At 71.0% G+C, this 18582-nt stretch carries 13 protein-coding genes; 3 read left to right on the top strand and 10 right to left on the bottom strand.

The features are described 5' to 3' along the window. Positions 1 to 4: 4 nt before the first annotated feature. From AA23TX_RS43875 to AA23TX_RS43865, 3 genes are all read left to right on the top strand, one after another. A complete protein-coding gene (locus tag AA23TX_RS43875; RefSeq protein WP_155548808.1) occupies positions 5 to 1321 on the top strand; it encodes a glutamate-1-semialdehyde 2,1-aminomutase in 1317 nt (438 codons plus the stop codon). A 147-nt stretch (positions 1322 to 1468) separates the two neighbouring features. After that, on the top strand, positions 1469 to 2950 hold the full coding sequence (locus tag AA23TX_RS43870; RefSeq protein ID WP_196425868.1) for a right-handed parallel beta-helix repeat-containing protein: 1482 nt from the start codon (positions 1469 to 1471) through the stop codon (positions 2948 to 2950). Between the two features lie 167 nt (positions 2951 to 3117). Next, complete coding sequence (locus tag AA23TX_RS43865; protein ID WP_196425867.1) at positions 3118 to 3732, top strand: HAD family hydrolase; 615 nt, start codon at positions 3118 to 3120, stop codon at positions 3730 to 3732. Here the strand turns inward: AA23TX_RS43865 and AA23TX_RS43860 are convergent. From AA23TX_RS43860 to AA23TX_RS43815, 10 genes are all read right to left on the bottom strand, one after another. Further along, positions 3719 to 4333, bottom strand: a complete 615-nt coding sequence (locus tag AA23TX_RS43860; protein WP_155548806.1) for a maleylpyruvate isomerase family mycothiol-dependent enzyme — start codon at positions 4331 to 4333, stop codon at positions 3719 to 3721. The two genes, AA23TX_RS43865 and AA23TX_RS43860, sit on opposite strands and share 14 nt — an antisense overlap. A gap of 283 nt (positions 4334 to 4616) precedes the next feature. Next, positions 4617 to 5264 carry a phosphatase PAP2 family protein gene (locus tag AA23TX_RS43855; RefSeq protein ID WP_155548805.1) on the bottom strand — a complete coding sequence of 216 codons (648 nt, stop codon included), beginning with the start codon at positions 5262 to 5264 and terminating at the stop codon, positions 4617 to 4619. Continuing rightward, positions 5261 to 6436: a glycosyltransferase gene (locus tag AA23TX_RS43850; protein WP_155548804.1), complete on the bottom strand. Its 1176-nt coding sequence runs from the start codon at positions 6434 to 6436 to the stop codon at positions 5261 to 5263. Before AA23TX_RS43850 ends, AA23TX_RS43855 begins: the two co-directional genes overlap by 4 nt. After that, on the bottom strand, positions 6433 to 7686 hold the full coding sequence (locus tag AA23TX_RS43845) for an O-antigen ligase family protein (RefSeq protein ID WP_439328804.1): 1254 nt from the start codon (positions 7684 to 7686) through the stop codon (positions 6433 to 6435). The genes AA23TX_RS43850 and AA23TX_RS43845 overlap by 4 nt, the downstream gene beginning before the upstream one ends. 1 nt (position 7687) lies before the next feature. Continuing rightward, on the bottom strand, positions 7688 to 9208 hold the full coding sequence (locus AA23TX_RS43840; protein WP_155548803.1) for a right-handed parallel beta-helix repeat-containing protein: 1521 nt from the start codon (positions 9206 to 9208) through the stop codon (positions 7688 to 7690). A 9-nt stretch (positions 9209 to 9217) separates the two neighbouring features. Next, positions 9218 to 11164 carry a heparinase II/III family protein gene (locus tag AA23TX_RS43835; RefSeq protein WP_155548802.1) on the bottom strand — a complete coding sequence of 649 codons (1947 nt, stop codon included), beginning with the start codon at positions 11162 to 11164 and terminating at the stop codon, positions 9218 to 9220. 43 nt (positions 11165 to 11207) lie between these two features. Next, positions 11208 to 13385 (bottom strand): bi-domain-containing oxidoreductase, encoded by a 2178-nt coding sequence (locus AA23TX_RS43830; protein ID WP_155548801.1) that lies wholly within the window; start codon positions 13383 to 13385, stop codon positions 11208 to 11210. Beyond that, positions 13382 to 15292 carry an asparagine synthase (glutamine-hydrolyzing) gene (asnB, locus tag AA23TX_RS43825; protein ID WP_155548800.1) on the bottom strand — a complete coding sequence of 637 codons (1911 nt, stop codon included), beginning with the start codon at positions 15290 to 15292 and terminating at the stop codon, positions 13382 to 13384. The genes AA23TX_RS43830 and asnB overlap by 4 nt, the downstream gene beginning before the upstream one ends. Before the next feature lie 33 nt (positions 15293 to 15325). Continuing rightward, a complete protein-coding gene (locus tag AA23TX_RS43820) occupies positions 15326 to 17161 on the bottom strand; it encodes a Wzz/FepE/Etk N-terminal domain-containing protein (protein ID WP_155548799.1) in 1836 nt (611 codons plus the stop codon). Then, positions 17158 to 18516: an exopolysaccharide biosynthesis protein gene (locus tag AA23TX_RS43815; RefSeq protein ID WP_196425866.1), complete on the bottom strand. Its 1359-nt coding sequence runs from the start codon at positions 18514 to 18516 to the stop codon at positions 17158 to 17160. The genes AA23TX_RS43820 and AA23TX_RS43815 overlap by 4 nt, the downstream gene beginning before the upstream one ends. Positions 18517 to 18582 lie beyond the last annotated feature (66 nt).

The following is an 18582-nucleotide window of genomic DNA, read 5'->3' as shown; positions in this document are numbered from 1 at the left end:
CCCCATGGGAACGAACTTGCCCCGCTCCGTCAAGGCTAACGAGCGGCTGCACCGGGTCATCCCGGGCGGTGCGCACACTTACGCCAAGGGCTCGGACCAGTATCCCGACATGATGGCTCCGGTCATCTCCCACGGCCGTGGCGGCCACGTCTGGGACGTCGACGGCAACGAGTACATCGAGTACGGCGCCGGGCTGAGAGCCGTCAGCCTCGGCCACGCCCACCCTCGGATCCTGGACGCGGTGCGGGCCGAGCTGGAGAAGGGCAGCAACTTCATCCGCCCGTCGATCATCGAGGCCGAAGCCGCCGAGCGGTTCCTCGAGAACGTCCCGACGGCCGACATGGTGAAGTTCACCAAGAACGGCTCGGACGCCACGACGGCCGCCGTCCGGCTGGCCCGCGCGGCCACCGGCCGCCGGCTCGTCGCCAAGTGCGCCGACCACGCCTTCTTCTCGACCGACGACTGGTTCATCGGCACCACGCCGATGAACGCGGGTATCCCGGACGAGACGACGGAAGCGGTCGTGTCCTTCCCGTACGGCAACCTGCAGGCGACGGAGGAGCTGCTGCAGCGCCACGAGGGCGAGATCGCCTGCATGATCCTGGAGCCGGCCGCCGCGGTCGGTCCGCCGCCGGGGTACCTCAAGGGACTGCGGGAGCTCGCCACGCGCCACGGCGTCGTGCTGATCTTCGACGAGATGATCACCGGGTTCCGCTGGTCCGCGCACGGCGCGCAGGGCCTCTACGGCGTCACTCCGGACCTCTCGACGTTCGGCAAGGCCCTCGGCAACGGCTTCGCCATCTCCGCGCTGGCCGGCAAGCGGGAGCTGATGGAGATCGGCGGCCTGCACACCGACCGCGAGCGGGTGTTCCTGCTCTCCACCACGCACGGCGCGGAGACCCACTCCCTCGCCGCCGCGATGGCGGTGATGGACGTCTACCGCGACGAGGACGTCATCGGCAAGCTCCACTCCCTCGGCGACCGGCTCGCCGCCGGCGTCCGCGAGGTCGCGAACGGGATCGGGGTCGGTGACCACGTGGTCGTCCGCGGCCGTTCCAGCAACCTGGTCTTCGGCACGCTCGACGAGCAGCTCGTGCCGTCCCAGCCGTACCGGACGCTGTTCCTGCGCGAGCTGGTGGCCGGCGGGGTGCTCGGACCATCCTTCGTGGTCAGTGCCGCGCTCACCGAGGCGGACATCGACAAGACCATCGACGTGGTCGCCGGGGCCTGCACGGTCTACCGCAAGGCCCTCGACGCCAACGACCCGACGCCGTGGATGGGCGGGCGCCCGGTGCAGCCCGTCTTCCGCAAGCACGCCTGACCGATCAGCGGTGCCGGCCGGCCAGGGGGTTCGCCCCGGCCGGCACGGGACCGGCTCCCCCACGGACGGGCCGGATTCACCCCTTGGGTCCGATGAGGACACTTGAGGGTGACTGTTTTCCGGCTCGTTCGTGCGTAACTTCCTGCCATGGGCAGATCTCGTGCGGTTCTCGTCGCTGCTTGCTCGCTCCTGATCGCCGTGGCGTGCCCGGCGACCGCGCGGGCCACCGACGGGCCCGGGCCGGTGTGCGACCACCAGCCCGCGGAGCACGAGGAAGCGCCTCCCGGGGCCGTCCCCGTCGATCCGGGCGTCGACGGGGACCTCTCGGCCGAGACGGCGGCGAACCCGCCCGGTACGACTTTCTGGCTTCGCCCCGGCACCCACACGCTCGGCACCGACCGGTTCGGCCAGGTCGCCCCGAAGGACGGCGACGTGTACCTCGGCGCGCCGGGCGCGGTCGTCGACGGCCGCGGCGTCAACCAGGCGGCCTTCACCCAGCGGGCCCGCGACGTCGAGATCCACGGGCTCAAGATCCGCGGGTTCGCCGCGCTCCAGGATCAGGGCGTGGTGAACCACGACTCCGGCGACGGCTGGCTCATCGAGAACACGACCATCGAGGACAACGCCGGCGCGGGGCTGATGGCCGGGGCACGCCAGGTCGTCCGGCACAGCTGCCTGCGGAACAACGGCCAGTACGGGCTCAACGCCTACCAGGCCGGCGACGGCATCACCGGGCTCGTGCTGGAAGGCAACGAGATCACCGGCAACAACACCGGCGACTGGGAGACCAAGGTGCCGGGCTGCGGGTGCAGCGGCGGCGCGAAGTTCTGGGCCGTGAACGGCGCCGACATCAGTGGCAACTGGGTCCACGGCAACCACGGCGCCGGCCTGTGGGCCGACACGAACAACAACGACTTCCTCGTCGAGGGCAACCTGTTCGAAGCCAACGACGCCGAAGCGCTGTTCTACGAGATCAGCTACAACCTGGTCCTGCGAGGCAACACGTTCCGCGGCAACACCCTGGTCCAGGGCCGGGCGTTCGCGGCGCGCGGCGACAACTTCCCGGCGGCGGCGGTGTACCTGTCGGAATCGGGCGGCGAGCCGCGCGTACCGGGGCGGACGGCGTCCGTCGACATCAGCGGGAACACGTTCGAGGACAACTGGGCCGGGATCACGTTGTGGGAGAACGCCGATCGCTACTGCAACAGCCCGGCGAACACCTCGACCGGCTACTGCACCAAGGCGGCGGCGAAGTCTTCGTGCGCCGCGGGCACGATCGAGAAGGCCCCGGCGTACGACGACTGCCGCTGGAAGACACAGCGGGTGGAGATCCACGGGAACACCTTCCGGTTCGACGCCGGCCGCGTCGGCTGCACGAGCCTGTGCGGGCGGATGGCCCTCCTGGCGAACTTCGGGACGTTCCCGGATTGGTCGCCCTACAAGGGAACGGTGATCGAAGAGGCCATCACCTTCGGCCAGGCCAACCGGTGGCACGACAACTCCTATGCCGGGCCGTGGACCTTCGTCGTGCATGACACCTCCAGGACGGTCGACGCTGCGGGCTGGCGGGCGGAGCCCTACTCGCAGGACGAGTGTTCTTCGTTCGACGGTGGGACCGCCGGCTGCTGATCAGGAGCTTGCCGACGGGGTCCGACACTTTTCGCCGCGACTTCGACCCCTGACCCAGATTCTCCTTGCTACCAAAGGGAAAAGTCGCGAAAGGAGGATTCCGGACAGCGCGCACTTCACCCATTTCAGTGATGGCGTTCGCACGGGTGTTCGGTACCGTCGGAGACATGCCAGCCATCCCCGACCCCCTCGACCGCGACGCGATCGACGTCGTCCTGTTCGACGCGATGGGCGTCTTGTACTCCTCCGCCGACGACGTCGGCCAACTGCTCGTGCCCTACCTCCGCAGCCACGGCTGCGTGCTGCGCCGAGAAGAAATCGTCCTGCTGTACCAAGAATGCAGCCTCGGCAAGATGTCCTCCGCGGACTTCTGGGCGACGGCCGGAGCATCCGGCGCATCCGACGAGGACTACTGCCACAACCACCGGCTGACCGAAGGCGTGGTCGCGGTCCTCGCCGAGCTCGACGCCACCGGAGTGCGGCTCGGCTGCCTCAGCAACGACGTCAGCGAGTGGTCGAAGCTCCTACGCGAGCGGTTCGGCCTCGGCGAGTACCTGACCGACTGGTTCATCAGCGGCGACACCGGAGTACGCAAGCCGGATCCCGAAGCGTTCGCCGGCGTATGCCGCCGCCTCGACGTGCTCCCGAACCGGATCCTGCTCATCGACGACCGCGCGGAGAACGTCTCGGCCGCACGTGCCTCCGGCCTGCAAGCACTGCGCTACGGCACGACCCGACTGTCCACAATGAATTATTTGCGGAAGGAGCTCAGACCGTGGTGAAGCGCGCGCTCGGCTCTCCTCGAAGACGTCCCGCCGGCAGACGCCGGTTGCAGAGGACGAGAAGCAGATCCTGGGCCAGGCCGGTGAGCGGGGTCCCGGTGCCGTACGACCAGTCGAGATCATCCGCACGCAGGCAGACGCCGGTCAGATCGGTCCCGAAGTACTTCACCTGCTTCGCCTTGACCCCGCCGAGAACCACTTCCAGCCGTTCCGGAGGCACGCGGCGGTCCAGCCCGAGGGCGGTGGTGATGTCGAGGCCGTGGATGACGTCGTGGCTGAGAGCACCCTGCGGCCCACCGCCGGGCGGCTGCCACGGGTGGTCGGCGTTGTCCCGCAGCGAGGCGACCAAAGCCTCGCGCGAAAGCTCGGCGGCCTCCCGCCGTGCCACGCGATCGGCCATCCGGTTGAAGCGCCCCGCGGACTTCACCATCTCGCGCACGAACCGCCCGGTCGTGAAGCGAAACGGCATGGTCATGTGCGCGACGACCTCAGGAACCCGCCACCCGGCGCACAGGGTCGCCGAGCCCCAGTCGGCCGGCGCCAGCTCACCCAGCACAGCAGCCAACTCCCGCCGCTCGGCGGCGATCAGGTCTTGGATCATCGGTCTCTCCTTCGCGAGCTTCGCGGGTAGGTCACCTCACCGACGAACGCAAGCCGCCCAGACCGACACCGAGACCGCACTAAGGAACCCGTTCACTCTGCGGGCAGCCCCGCGGCCGGGCTGAGCCGGGCTCCGCGGAGCCGGAAACCAGGCTGAGCTGAGCTGAACATCAGCGCCGGGATTCTCGCCCCGAGCGAAACCAGCAAACCCGCCTCAGCCGGCCGACCCCACCACAAGCCCGTCCCCCGCCGACGAACCCACACCCCGGGCCCGCGCTCAGACATCAAAGCCGTTCGGCCACGCGGTCCACCAGCCACGCCGTCGCCGGGACTGCCGCCAGCGCCGCACAAAACCCGCCCACCGCGTCCGTCGGGTAGTGCGCCCCCAGGGCTACCTCGGCCCAGCCCATCGCCACCCCCGCGACCACCGCCAGCCCCAAGACCAACACCACCGCCGGGGCCCGGCCCCAACCCAGCCGGTCCGCCAGCAGCAGTGCGATCACCACCGCCAGCGCGGTCGCCAGCGCCGTGTGGCCACTCGGATACGAAAGGAACTCGCCATGGATCGTGCGGCCGACGATCGGCTTCAGCAGCGTCGTCACCGCCACCGTCGCCACCACGCCGAGCACCGTCAGCACGGCCGTCCGGATGCGGTGAACCAGGAAGCACACCAGCGCCAGCAACGCGACCAGGATCGTCGACCCGATCGGCTCGCCGCCGAAGTCGAAGACCAGGGCCACGTACCGCCATGGCGGCTGTACGCCGTCGATCGATGGGAGCAGCGCCGCATCGATCCCCGTCAATCCCGACTCGTGGAAGTGCAGGATGCCGAGCGCGACCAGCACCGCCGTCGCCAGGGCAGCCGTCATGGCCAGGGGGGCGCGCAGCGTGGCCGGCAGGGCCGCGGGCGCCGTCCGGACCAGCTGCCTCACCCGCGCGCCTCGATCGCCGCCTCGTATCCGGCGATCAACCGGTCCAAGCCGACCGCCGGCGTGAAGTCCTTCTCGTACCGGACGCGGGCCGCGTCGCCCATCTCGCGGTTTCTCTCGCCGACCACCGTGCGCAGCCGGTCCGCCAGCGAGCCGGCGTCGTTCGGTGCGTGCAGGAGGCCGGTGACGCCGTCGTCCACCAGTTCCGGGAACGCGCCGTGCGACGCCGCCACCGTCGGGACGCCCGCGGCCATCGCCTCGACCACCACCAGGCCGAACGCCTCCAGCCACGTCGACGGCGCCACCACCGCCACCGCGTCGGCCGTCAGAGCACGGCACTCCGCCTTGTTCTGCAGACCCACGTACGACACGTCGGCGCGGCCGGCCGCCCAGGTCGCGACCTCGTCCTGCATCGGGCCGGTGCCGGCGATGACCAGCGGCACACCCAGGGCGCCGCCGAGGCGGTCCCACGCCTGCATCAGCAGGCCGACCCCCTTCTCCTCGGTGACGCGGCCGAGGAACAGCACGTGCTTGCCGTCGCCGGTGCGGCGGACGCCGGGGTCGGTGACGAAGTTGTGCTTCACCGCCATCCGCTCGCCGGGCATCCCGGCCGACACCAGGAGGTCACGTTGGGCCGCCGAAATGCAGAAGAACCGGGCGATGCCCGTCCACCACCGGCGCCGGTTGACGGCCGTGCTCGCCGCCATCGGGAGCGTCGCCACGCGTGAACCGCGGTAGCAGCCGTGCTGCACCGCCGGCAGTGGTGCGCCGCCGACGCACTCGGTGCAGATGTGGCCGTCGCGGTGGAGCGTGCCGGGTGGGCAGACCATCCCGTAGTTGTGGAGCGTCGCGACCGCGGGCACCCCCGCGTCCGCGCAGGCCGCGACCACCGACGGCGACAGCAGCGGGAACGTGTTGTGGATGTGCACGACGTCCGGGCGGGTCGCGCGCAGCCGGGCGGCGAGCTCCTTCCGCACCGCCGGGTTCCACGGCACCGTCAGCGGCACCGCGGCCTTGCGGGGCAGCGACATGGACGTGATGTCGTCGCTGCGGCGCTCGAACAGCGACACCTGGTGCCCACCCTCGGAAAGGAGCGTCACTTCGGCGTCGACGACGTTGTTCTCGCCGCTCGGCTGCTCGGACCGGTACCGGTTGTGCACCACGAGCACCTTCACGCGACTGTCCCCTTCGCCGGGATGAATGCTTGTTCGTCGGACTGCGGCACCCCGCGGACCAGCAGCGACGCGGCCAGAGCCAGGTGCAGCAGGTACGGCGACGCGTCGCCGAGCCCGGCTTCGGTGTAGGAGGCCGAAATGCAGTAGGTGATCAGGAAGATCGCGCACGCGCGAGCCAGCGACGGCGGCCGCAGCACGGCCACCACGACCAACGTGAGGAGGAACCCCGCCACCAGCGCGATCCCGACGAAACCCTGCTCGTGGTAGATCGCGAGCCAGCTGTTGTCGATCGGCAGGCCGTCGTAGGACTTGTCCGTCAGCCCGACCCCGAAGATGTACTCCGACGTCGTCCGCGGGGCCTCCAGCAGCGCGTCCCACACCTTCGCGCGGCCGGTCAGGCTGGAGAAGTTGTCCGCGCTCTGCCCGCGGAGGAACCACGCCTGCAGCGCGCCCGCCAGCACCACGCCGGCGACCCCGCCGATGCCGACCGTCCACGCGAACACCTTCCGGGCCCGGGCGCTGGTCAGCAGCATCGACAGGAAGGCCACGCCCAGCCCGGCGACCAGGCCGAGCGTCGCCGTGCGGGTGTGCGTGAGCAGCAGCAGCCCCAACGCCGGCACCACGATGTACACCGCGCTGCGCCAGGTGGTCCGGCGCCCGAACCAGAGGAGGAGCGTGAGCCCGGCGATGACCGCCGCGTACTGGCCGATCTGCGGCGGGGTCAGCGGCCAGACCGCGCCCGACAGCCGGCCGCCGTACTCCTCCGGCATCGCGTTGCCGGGCGAGATCACGAGGCCGATCGCCACCGACGCGAGCACGACGGAGTACGTCCGGATGTGGGCGCGGACGAACGTGAACCCGCCGTCCCACCAGCGGGTCAGCAACCAGAGCGTGGAGAGGAACACCGTGAGCCGGAAGCACCGGAACAACGCGCCGGCGCCCTCCTGCAGGTCGGCGCTGGACAGGATGCTCGACACCAGCAGCAACGTCAGCAGCAGCAGGTACGCGCTCGGCCGGATCCGCAGGTGCTTGTTCAGCGCCAGCGCGATCACGAACGCCGTCATCAGCGAGCCCATGGTGACCAGCTGGCTGACCGAGCGCGGCAGCGGGATGACCGTCTTCGCGCCGGTCGAGCCGAGCGTGTTGATGATCAGCAGGGCCCACGCCACCGCGGCCCACTTCGGGGTCGCCGACGCGCGCTCGGCGGCGGCCTCGCCGCGGATGCCCGCGATGCCGGTCTGCGTCGCCATGTCAGCCCCCGCCCTGTGCGGTGTACGTGCTGCCGGTGTCCTGCGAGTACGGCGAGCCTTCCCACTCGCCGACCTCGAGGATGCGGTCGGTCGTGTACGCGATGAAGGTCCACGGGCCGGCGTAGCTGTTGTCGTGCCAGCGGTTGTCCTGCTTGTACGTGATCGCCTCCTGGACCACGGCGCCCTTGTACGGCGACCAGTCCGGGTAGGTGCCGAAGTTCGAGAGCAGGCCCATCCGCCCGCACGACGCCTGGCAGCCGACGACCGCCGGGTCGAGGACGAACTTGTTGTCGTGGATGTCGACGTGCTGGGTCTTCCAGCGGCAGTCGCTCAGCAGCGGACCGCTCGTGATGGCCGGGTCCGCGCACGTCTTGACGTCCGGCACCAACCGGGTGCAGTCGCCGGACGAGGTGTTGGCCGGGCTGTTGCAGTAGCGATCGGCGTTCTCCCACAACGTGATCCCGGACCAGTTGTTCTCCAGGTAGTTGCGGGAGATCTCGATCTTCGCCGTCCGCGCCTTGATCCGCGGCTCGCCGCCGGACTCGGAGATGTAGATCGCCGGCGTCGGGAAGTTGTCGCCCTTGTCGGCGTACCGGCGGCCGTCGACCCAGTTGTTCTTGCGGATCGTGTTGTCGCGGATGATCGCGTTGTAGCTGATCTCGTAGATCAGCGCGGCACTGTCGTTGTTCTCGATGAGGTTGCCCTCGATGAGGAAGTCGTTGTTGTTGGTGTCGGCCCACAGCCCGGTGCCGTGGTTGTCGTGCACCCAGTTGCCGCGCACGTCGGCGCCGTTGACGTCCCAGAACTTGACGCCACCGGTGCAGCCGCAGCCGTCGATCTTCGCTTCCCAGTCGCCGGTGTTGTTGCCGGCGATCTCGTTGCCCTCGACGACCAGCGCGGTGATCGGGGTGCTGCCCGAGAAGGCGTTGATCCCGTACTGGCCGTTGCGGCGCAGGCAGTTTCCGCGCACCTGCTGGCGCGCACCCGCCATCAGGCCGGCACCGTCGTTGTCCTGGATGGTCGAGTGCTCGATCACCCAGCCGTCGCCGGAGTCGTGGTTGACCACGCCTTCGTCGCGGGGCGCGGCGAAGCCCTGCACGGTCAGGTACGTGAGCTTGACGTTCGTCCCGTGGCCGGTGAACGCGTACTGGTTGATCTTCCGGCCGTCGACGACCGCACCGGGAGCGCCGATGTAGGCGTCGCCGTCCTTGGGCGAGATCTGGTCGTACTTGTCGTCGCCGAGGATGTGCTTGCCCGGCTTGAGCCAGAACGTCGTGCCGGCGGCGGCCGAGCGCGTCTTGGTGGCGAGGTCGCCGGGCACCGCCGGGTCGACGACGACCGCGCCCGCCGGGGCCGTCGCCGGGCCGGCCGGCTCCTTGTCGCAGACCGCCGCGACCGACCCGCTGGGGGCCGGGGTCGCCTGGGCCGGGCCGCTGCTGTCCGGCCCGCTCGAGCACGCCGCGACCGTGAGGAGGACGCCGAGCAGCGGAGCGGCACGGCGGAGTCGGAAGCGGGCTGTCACGGGCGGGTCCTAACTGAAGCGGAGCAGGGTGGCGAGGTGTCCGGGGGTGCCGGAGCCGACGAGGGTGGTCGAGGGCTCCTTGCGGCCGAAGCCCGCGGAGTACCAGCCGAGGGGTGGGTCGATCTCACCGCGGTGGGCCGTCCACGACAACTCGGACGGCAGTTCCAGCACGGCGGTGTGCACGGGGGCGACGGACCCCGTGGCGGTGCCCTGCCAGCGCAGGTGGGCGACGGTCCCCTCGAGCCGGACGGTGACCGCCGGCCCCAGGTGGAACGCCAGGCGTGCGGCCGGGCGGGTGTCGCCGAGCACTTCGTCGACGATCTTCAGCACGTCGCCGTCGAGCTCGACCGTGCGGCGGTGGAGCGCGGGTGCGTAGCCGTCGTGGGCCGCCGTCCAGCGGGACGGGCCCTCGTCGGGGGTGCGCACGTCGAGCACCTTCGTGACCGCGTGCCGCGTCCACAGGAAGGGCCCGCCGGACACCGACTGGTCGGTCCCCGCCAGTTCGAGCGTGTTGTGGCCGAGCGTCGACCGGAAGTAGGACCGCCACCGCGGCTCGCCGTGGTAGCAGAAGGTTCCGGGGTCGGCCAGGATGTCGACGCCGTCGTGGCGGACCTCGACCGACAGCGCGTCGGCGTGGGCGTGCGCGGCGATCGAGAGGAAGCCGTGCGGCCCGCCGTCGCAGCGGGCCCAGATCCGGCCCGAGCGCAGGATCGTCATGCCCGCGTCCCGCAGGTGCGCGGGACGGCGGGCGGCGCGAACGCCCGCGGCGCGCGGAGTCCGAGACACCAGCGAGGCCAGCAACGGTGTGCGGACGTCCTCAGCCGGGACCGGCGGCCACCAGCCGAGGCGGCCGAACAGCGCCTCGCCGGTCGCCAGCAGCGACGCCCAGCGGTCGGTTTCGAGACCATCGACGATCAGGCCGAAGCCGTCGTCGGCGTCACCTTGGCGCGGCGGGCGGAACCGATTGTCCACAATGGACGCCAGAGCGTCGGTCATCCGGAGCAGGACGTCCCACGTCGAGTCCGGCACCGGGGTGCCCGCGGCATCGGCCTCGACCGCCGCCGCCAGCCCCAGCTCCAGCACCAGGCCGTGGTACTCGGACGCCAGCTCGGCGTTCAGTCCCGAGGCGAAGGTGTTGCGGGCCAGCTGGACGTCGAGGGAACGCATCGCTTCGGTTCGCCAGCGAGCCGATTCCGGGAACCAGCCGAACGCGCACGCGGCGGCCAGCAGGCCGGCGTCCTCGGCGATGACGTGGTTGTTCGCCGACGAGCCGTGGCTGCGCAGCGTCGAAAGCCAGTTCTGGTGGTGCCACAGCTGCAGCTGGAAGTCTGGGTTGTCCTCGAACAGCTCCCCGGCGCCGGCCCAGCCGTCGAGCAGGCGGCGCGTCCAGACCCACGACAGCAGCCGGATGCCCAGCTCGATGCCGCTGACCCAGTGCGGCCCCTGCAGCGGCGGGTTCTCCGCCCACCACGAACGCAGGTGGGCGGCAACGCGGGAGGCGTAGTCCGAGTTGCCGGTCAGGGCGTACGCCGCGGCCAGCACGGTGAGGTGCTGGTGGCGCGACGGCTCCCAGATCTGCTTGATGTCGCCGACCGTGTCCTCCGAGCGGTACGGCACGTCGAACGCGTACACGTTCGAGGGCGCGCGCCGGCCGGTCTTCGGGTCGAGGCACCAGTCCGGCGACTCGAGATCCGAACGGACCACGCCGAAGTACTCGGCGCGGCCGGCCATCAGCTCGTCGGCGGTGGCCAGCAGCCGCTTGACGGCCTCGCCGGACACCTTGTCCAGTGCCCCGGAAGGCAGCGCGGCCGTGAAACGCGGGTGCGACGGCCAGTCCGGCGGAGTCGGCAGGGCAGTCCGCCACTGCCGCTGGACGACGGCGTGCCGCGCACGGCCGACGACCTCCGCCGGCCCCATCCGGGACAGCCGGCGCAGGTACCAGCCGGGACCCATCATGTCCGGGCACCTGCCTTCCGCGGCAGCTCCCGCGCCACATTCGTCATGCCGGCGCACCCGCCTTGACCGGCAGCTCGATCCGGACCGGCGCCGCGTTGGAGACGCTCGCCTGTGCGGCGAGCGTGGCCAGCGTCGTCGCGGCCATCGAGGCGACCGAGATCGGCATCGGGCCGCCCGTCCGCACCGCCGACAGGAACGCGTCGACCTCGGCGGCCTGGCCCTTGTCGCGGCCCTTCGGGATCCGCGAGCTGGCCCACTTCTTGCGCGAGTACACCGACGCGCGCACGAAGTCGTCGAACTTCAGGACCTTGCCGTCGGCGGTGAGGTCGAGGGTCTCCTTCGGGAAGCCGGAGGAGCCGGTCTCGGCGTAGGTGATGACCGCGGTCGAGCCGTCCTCGTACCCGAGCGTCACCTGGAGGTCGCCCGTCGCGTACACCGACACGGGGTCGGCGTCGAGCAGCCAGCTCACGGTGTCGATGAAGTGCCCGCCTTCACCGGCGAAGCGCGAGCCCTCGGTGGCGGTCTGGTTGTACCAGCTGCCGTGGTCGAGGCGGCCGGCGTTGACCAGGTACCGGACCGTCGCCGGGCCGACGCGCGGGCCGAACTGGCCACGGGCCTCGTGCAGCAGTGGCGCGAACCGGCGGTTGAAGCCGACCTGCAGGCGGTCGTTGCCGGACTCCTCGATCGCGTCGAGGACCTTCTGCAGCTCCTCGGGGGACAGCGCCAGCGGCTTCTCGACGAACACCGACTTGCCCGCCAGCAGCGCCTGACGCGTCAGCTCGGCGTGCGAGCTGTGCCGGGTCACGACGAACACCGCGTCGATCGACGAGTCGCCGAGGACGTTGTCGATGTCCGTGGACGCCGCGGCGAAGCCGAACTTGCGCTTCGCGTTGGCGCCCGACAGGGCCGACGTCGTCGCGACGTGCTCGAGCCGCACGTCCGAACGCTCGACCAGGTGCGGCAGCAGCATCGACGACGCGTAGTTGCCCGCGCCGATGAAGCCCAGGCGCACGGGCTGCCCGGCGGGCAGCCCGGCGGCCGGGGTCGAGACCAGGCCGACGCGGGCGGACGTGACCACGGGCTCCGTGCGTGCGACCGCGTCCGGGTAGCGGAACAGCACAGCGACGGCCTTGAGCTCACCCTCGTTCAAGGACTTGTACGTCTCGACCGCGGAGGAGAAGTCCGCGACGTGCGTGATCAGCGGCTCGACGTCGAGGCGGTCGCGCGCGATCAGGTCGATGACGCACTCGAGGTTGCGGCGCTCGGTCCAGCGGACCTGGCCGATCGGGTAGTCACGGCCTTCGAGCTCGTACGACGGGTCGTAGCGGCCCGGGCCGTACGAGCGGGAGAACCGGACGTCCAGTTCCTTCTCGTAGTAGGCGTTCCACGGCAGGTCGAGCTTGCACTTGCCGATGTCGATCACGCGGCCGCGGTCGCGCGAGAGCTTCGCGGCCAGCTCCACCGGGTCGTTCGTGTTGCCGCCGGCGGCGAGGTAGGTCTGGTCGACGCCCGCGCCGTGCGTCAGCTCGTCCACGGCGGTGTCGACGATGCCGGACGCCGGGTGCGCGCAGGTCAGCGCGCCGAGGCTCTCGGCGAGCTTGCAGCGCTCGGGGTCGGGGTCGACGCCGACGACGCGCACGCCGGACGACGTCAGCAGCTGCACCACGAGCTGGCCGATCAGGCCGAGCCCGATGACCAGGGCGACGTCGCCGATCTGCGGCTCGCCGCGGCGCACGCCCTGCATGGCGATCGACCCGACGGTGCCGAACGCCGCGTGCCGCGGGTCGACGCCGGCCGGGACGCGCGAGTAGAGGTTCTTGGGTACCCAGTTGAGCTCGGAGTGCAGCGCGTGCTCGTTGCCCGCGCAGGCCACGAGATCGCCGACCGCGACGTCGGTGATGCCGTCGCCGACCTGCTCGACGATGCCGCACAGCGAGTAGCCGAGCGGGGTGTAGGAGTCCAGTTTGGACGTCACCTTGCGGTAGGTCGCGGAGAGGCCGTTGGTCGCGACGCTCTGCATGACCTTCGCGACCTGGTCCGGGCGGGCCTTCGCCTTGCCCACCAGGGACATGCTGGCCTCGGACACCTTCATCATCTCGGTGCCGGTCGAGATCAGCGAGTACACCGTCCGCACCAGCACGCCGCCGGCCTTGCAGGCGGGTTCGGGGACCTCGAGGAGCGCCAGTTCCCCGCTCTTGTAGTTCTGGACTACCTGCTTCACTTCGCTCCCGCTCCAGACATCGCGTTCCGGTACCAATACTCAAGAGTCAAGACGTGCCAGAGGTGCTTGCCGCGGTCCTCCTGGCCGGCCGCGTCCTCGGCGACCATGCGCTGCAGCGCCTCCCGCTGCAGGAATCCCGAGGAAACGAGCACGCCTTCGTTGACGACTTCGCGCACCAGCGGCGCCAGGTCGCGGCTCATCCACGCCCGCAGCGGCGCGCTGAACAGGCCCTTCGGCCGGTGCACGATCTCGCTGGGCAGGATGTTCAGCGCCGCGTTCTTCAGCGCCACCTTGCCCGCGCGGCCGACGATCTTCTTGTCACCCGGGATCTTGAACGCCGCGCGCACGACTTCGACGTCGACGAACGGGGTCCGCACCTCGGTGGACGCCGCCATCGTCGAACGGTCGGTGTAGGTCAGGTTCAGCCCGGGCAGGAACATCCTCGAGTCGGCCAGGCACATGCGGTTGACGAAGTCGTCGAGCGCCTGGTCGTTGTAGGTGTCCGCGTGCTCGGTCAGGACGTCCTCGACCGCGGGAGCGAAGTCCGGGTTCACCAGCGAGAGCAGCTCGGCCTGGTCGTACATCGTGTAGCTGCGCCGGAACGCCGTCTCCTCGGGCAGGCCCGCGAAGGACAGGAACCGCTTCGCGAACCGCACCGACCGGTACCCTCGCTTGGCCGAGGCCACCGGCAGCCGGTCGACCAGGGACTCGACCGGCTTGCGGACCGCGCCCGGCACCTTGTGGTAGCGCAGCGCGATCAGGTTCGCGAGGTGCTTGCGGTAGCCCGCGAACAGCTCGTCGGCGCCCATCCCGGACAGCATCACCTTGACGCCGGCCTCGCGCGCGGCCGAGCAGATGAGGAACGAGTTGATCGCCGCCGGGTCGCCGATCGGCTCGTCGAGGTGGTAGGTCATCTTCGGCAGCAGGTCGAGCACCTGCGGCGCGATCTCGATCTCGTGCAGGTCGACGCCGAACTGCTGCGCCACGATCCGGGCGTACTTCAGGTCGTCCGGCATGGCCTCGAACTTCGCGTCCTCGGCGCGGAACCCGATGGTGTAGGCGGAGATCCCCGGCTGCGACCGCGCGGCCAGCGCCGTCAGGTAGCTGGAATCCAGGCCGCCCGAGAGGAACGTCGCGACCGGGACGTCGGAGAGCAGGTGCTTGGCGGTCGACTCGGAGATCACCTCGTGCAGGTCGACCTCGCCGTCGAAGGCCGCACCTTCCTCGGCGACCTCGCGCAGTGACCAGAACCGGCCGCGGTCGATCCGACCGTCCGGGCGGCAGCGCAGCCACGTGCCCGGCTGCAGTTTCTCCGCACCCTGGTAGGCGCAGCGGCTGTCCGGCACCCAGTAGTAGAGCAGGGACGCGATCAGCGCGGCGTTGTCGACCTGCAGCGACCCACCCAGCTCACCGGCCAGCGCCTTCAGCTCGGAGGCGAAGGCGACGCCGCCGCCCCGCGGCACGAAGAACAGCGGCTTGATGCCCAGCTGGTCGCGGACCAGGAACAGCTCGCCGGTGCCTTCCTCGAACATCGCGAAGGCGAACATCCCGCGCAGCTTCGGCAGGCAGTCCGTGCCCCAGCGCCGCCACGCCTGCAGCAGCACCTCGGTGTCGGACGTCCCCCGGAACCGGACGCCGGCCGCGGAAAGCTCAGCCCGCAGTTCAGGCGCGTTGTACAGCTCGCCGTTGTAGCTCAGCGCGAGCCCGTCGAGGACCATCGGCTGGGCGCCGGTCTCGGACAGGTCGATGATCGAGAGCCGCCGGTGTCCCAAGTGGACGGAGCCGCCGCCGACGGCGTGGTCGTAGCGGCCGGAGCCATCCGGCCCGCGGTGGGCCAGCGTCTTGGTCAGCCGGTCGGTGAGCTGCCCGCCGTCCGGCCAGAGGTAGGTGCCTGCGATGCCGCACATCTCGAGTGGGTCCCCTTCGTCGCGGCGCGGTGGTCAGGAGACCTCCGCGCTCTTTTCGGGGGTCTGGGTGGCGAAGCCCCCGGCTCGGGGCGAAGCCCCGCTTATCACAGCGCTCTTTTCTGACTCGAGCTCGGCGTTCAGTTCGCCTTTGTGCGCCGGTTCGCCGTGGTCGCGCTTGAACGGCGTCGGCCGCTTCGGCGGCTTGACCGGGGCGAACTTCTTCGTCGGTGCGTCCAGGTGGTCCGGCACACTGACCTTGCCGGGCTCCGGCAGCGGTGCCGCGGGCGGCTTGGCCAGCGCCGGCGGCGGGCCGACCGGCCGGACCGGCGCGATCCGCCGCGTCGGCGGTTCCGCGACCGCGACGCGTTCGGCGATGCGGGCGGCCAGTTCGTCGATGCGTTCTTCGTGCTCGACGACCGAGACGCGGTGGGCGGACGGCGCCGACTTCGCGCGGCCGCGCAGCGCTGTGTGCAGGCCGTCCCACAGCGTGCCGTCGGACTTGTCGCGCGGGTCCGGGTCGACCAGCACCACGCCGACGATCGGGATCTGCTGGTCGGCGAGCTGCCGGGCGACGGTGTGCAGCCACAGCGTGTTCGCGTGCCCGGCCTTGACGACCAGCACGGTCTCCCGGCCGAGGTGCTCCAGGTCCGTCCACGCCGTGCCCGGCGAGACCGTGCCGACGCCGATCCGCCGCTCGGCCGGCTCGGCGGCCGGATCACCGGCGCCGACGACGGTGATCTCGCTCGACGTCTCACCGGCGAGCCGTCGGACGTCTTCGCCCGGCAGGTCGTCGAGGACGCTCGCCTTGCCGTCGGCGGCGAGCTCGGTGGCGATGTCGAGGGCGAGCGCGGCGGCGACCTTCGGTGCGCCGAGCTCCAGCAGCGACACCCGGGGCTCGTCCTTCTTGATCGCGCGCACCAGCGTCGTGGCGACGCGCTGGCGTTCGGACACCGCGCGCGAGCGCTGCCACAGCCGCGCCGGGCCACGGCGCTTCGACGGCAGCTGCGCGATCACGGACGCGCCGAGGTGCGTGGAGATCTCGCGGCGCAGCACCGGCCGGTCGCGCGACACCGCGCCGATGGCGGCGATCGCGATCCCCAGGACCAGGCCGAGCGCGAAGCCGATGCCGGAGTTCGTCGCGGTGGTCTTGAGGAACGCCTTGGGCAGCGCCCGCGGCGCGTCGACGATCTGGGTGCCCGCGGCGACCTGCGGACTGCCGATGCCGGCCTGCTGGGCGCGGGAGTCGAAGTCCGACACCTGCGACGCGAGGGCGGCACGGCGGCCGTACATGCCTTCGAGGGTGCTGGCGTTGGCGTTGCGGCCCTTGCCGGTCTCGTCGGCGATCTGCGCGTCGACCTTCGCCAGCTCGTCCTGGGCGTTCTTCCGCTGGTCGAGGATGGCCTTCGACTCCGCGGCCGCGGCGGCCTGGCTGCGCTGGACGTGGTCGGCGATGAACGCGTCGGCCAGCGCCTGTGCCTGCGCCACGGCCTCTTCGTTGCTCTTCGCCTTGACGGTGATCTGCATGACGTTGTTCGTCACGGGCAGGCCGGCGTAGTTCTTCATGAACTCTTCGGCCGACTCGGTGCTGCCCAGCTTCTTCAGCGCGCCTTCGGCGATCTGCGTCGTCGACAGCACGGCGACGTCGGTGCGCATCAGCGTGCCGCTGTCGGTCGGCGAGTCGTCCTGGTGGACCACGATCACCTTGGTGACCGCGGTCGGCGGCGCGGGCAGCAGGATCGCCACCAGTGCCCCGGCGATCAGCCCGAGCAGCGCCGTGGCCAGCCACAGCCGCTTGCGACGGCGGATCGCGACGAACAGGCGCTGGAGGTCGACCAGCGGTGCGGCCTGAGTTTCGGAGGTAGTCGTCACGCCGAACCTGCCAGGGCTTTCTCGGGGGCGTCTTCCGCCACGGGTTCGGCTTCCGGCCCGGACGACCGGACGGGATGGGAGAGGACCGCGCCGACGATCTCCTGGCCCGCGTCGGAGCAGGCCTCGGCGAGCCGGACGAGCTCCCACGCGGTGCGGGAGCCGGCGCTGAGCACGACCAGGACACCGGCGTCGGGGCCGGCGTCCGGCACCGTCGGCCGGCCGGCCGCGAACTCGAAGATCCGCAGCGGCACGGACAGCCGGTCGGCCAGCTCGGCGAGCTGCCCGGCGGCCAGCTTGCCGGTTTCGTCGTCCTCGGCGACGAGCGCCAGGACGTCGGCGGGGCCGGTGGCCAGCCGGGCCAGCACCCGGCGGTAGCGGATGTCGCGGTTGACGGCGTCGGCCGACGTCGCGATGGGCGGCAGCACCCACGGCCGGTCGCCGCCGAGCAGCCGCCGCAGCTTGCCGTAGAGGCCGGTCGCCGGGAGGCGGTCGCCCTGCGGCGTCGTGACGTCGACGCCGGCCAGGATCGGCGAGCCGAGCGCCGAGGCGATCTCCGGTTCGCCCCGCAGCCGCCGGTCGGCGCGCGCGGCGAAGAGGTGGCCGAACACGCCGGCGAGGAAGAACAGGACCGCGCCCCCGGCGACGAGCTGCACCAGCGTCGGCGCGGCCGGCCCGGCCGGGCGCTCGGACGGACCGAGCACCACGGTGTTGCCGACGCCGGTCGCGAGGTCGGCCTGGTTGAGGTCGTTGATCGCCTGCTCCAGCGACGTCCGCAGGCCTTCGAGCTGCGTGCGGACCTGGACGCTCTCCACGGTCAGGTCACCGCCGACGGTCTTGGCGAGGTCGCTGATCTTCTGCGTGGTCAGCTGGACCTGCTGGCGCAGCGACTCGCGCTGTTCCTGGGCCAGCTGCACCGACGCGTCCGCGGAGTTGCTGGCCAGCTGGCCCGAGTACTTCACGAACTGCTGCGCGACCTGGTCGGCGAGCTGCTGGGCGTGCTCGGCGGTGTCGGCCGAGACGGTGATCGTCACGACGTTGCCGTTCGCGACGGACGCGGTGACCTGCTTCTTCAGGTCGGCGCCGCTCGGGTGCCACGGCAGCACGGCCGCGGCGCGGTCGAAGACGACCGAGCTGGTCGCGACCTCGGCCTGGGTGAGCAGCTCGTCCGCCTGCCGCGGTCCCTGGAGCAGAACGCTCGAGGAGGTCTGGTAGCCGGGCGAGAAGAGCACCGACGCGCCGGCGCCGACGGCCGCGCCCAGGACGGCGAGGGCGACGAGCAGCCGCCAGCGTCTGCGGAGGACCTGCCCGATCAGGGCCAGGCGCACCGTGTCGTCAGTCAACGGCGGTATCTCCATTCCTGAGACGGGTACGCCGAACGGATCCACATGATCGGCCGGTTACCCGATCCGTCGTCGAGCCGA

Source organism: Amycolatopsis camponoti (assembly GCF_902497555.1).
Lineage (GTDB): Bacteria > Actinomycetota > Actinomycetes > Mycobacteriales > Pseudonocardiaceae > Amycolatopsis > Amycolatopsis camponoti.
Note: the sequence above shows the minus strand (reverse complement) of the source record. Positions and strands in the feature narration are given on the sequence as shown.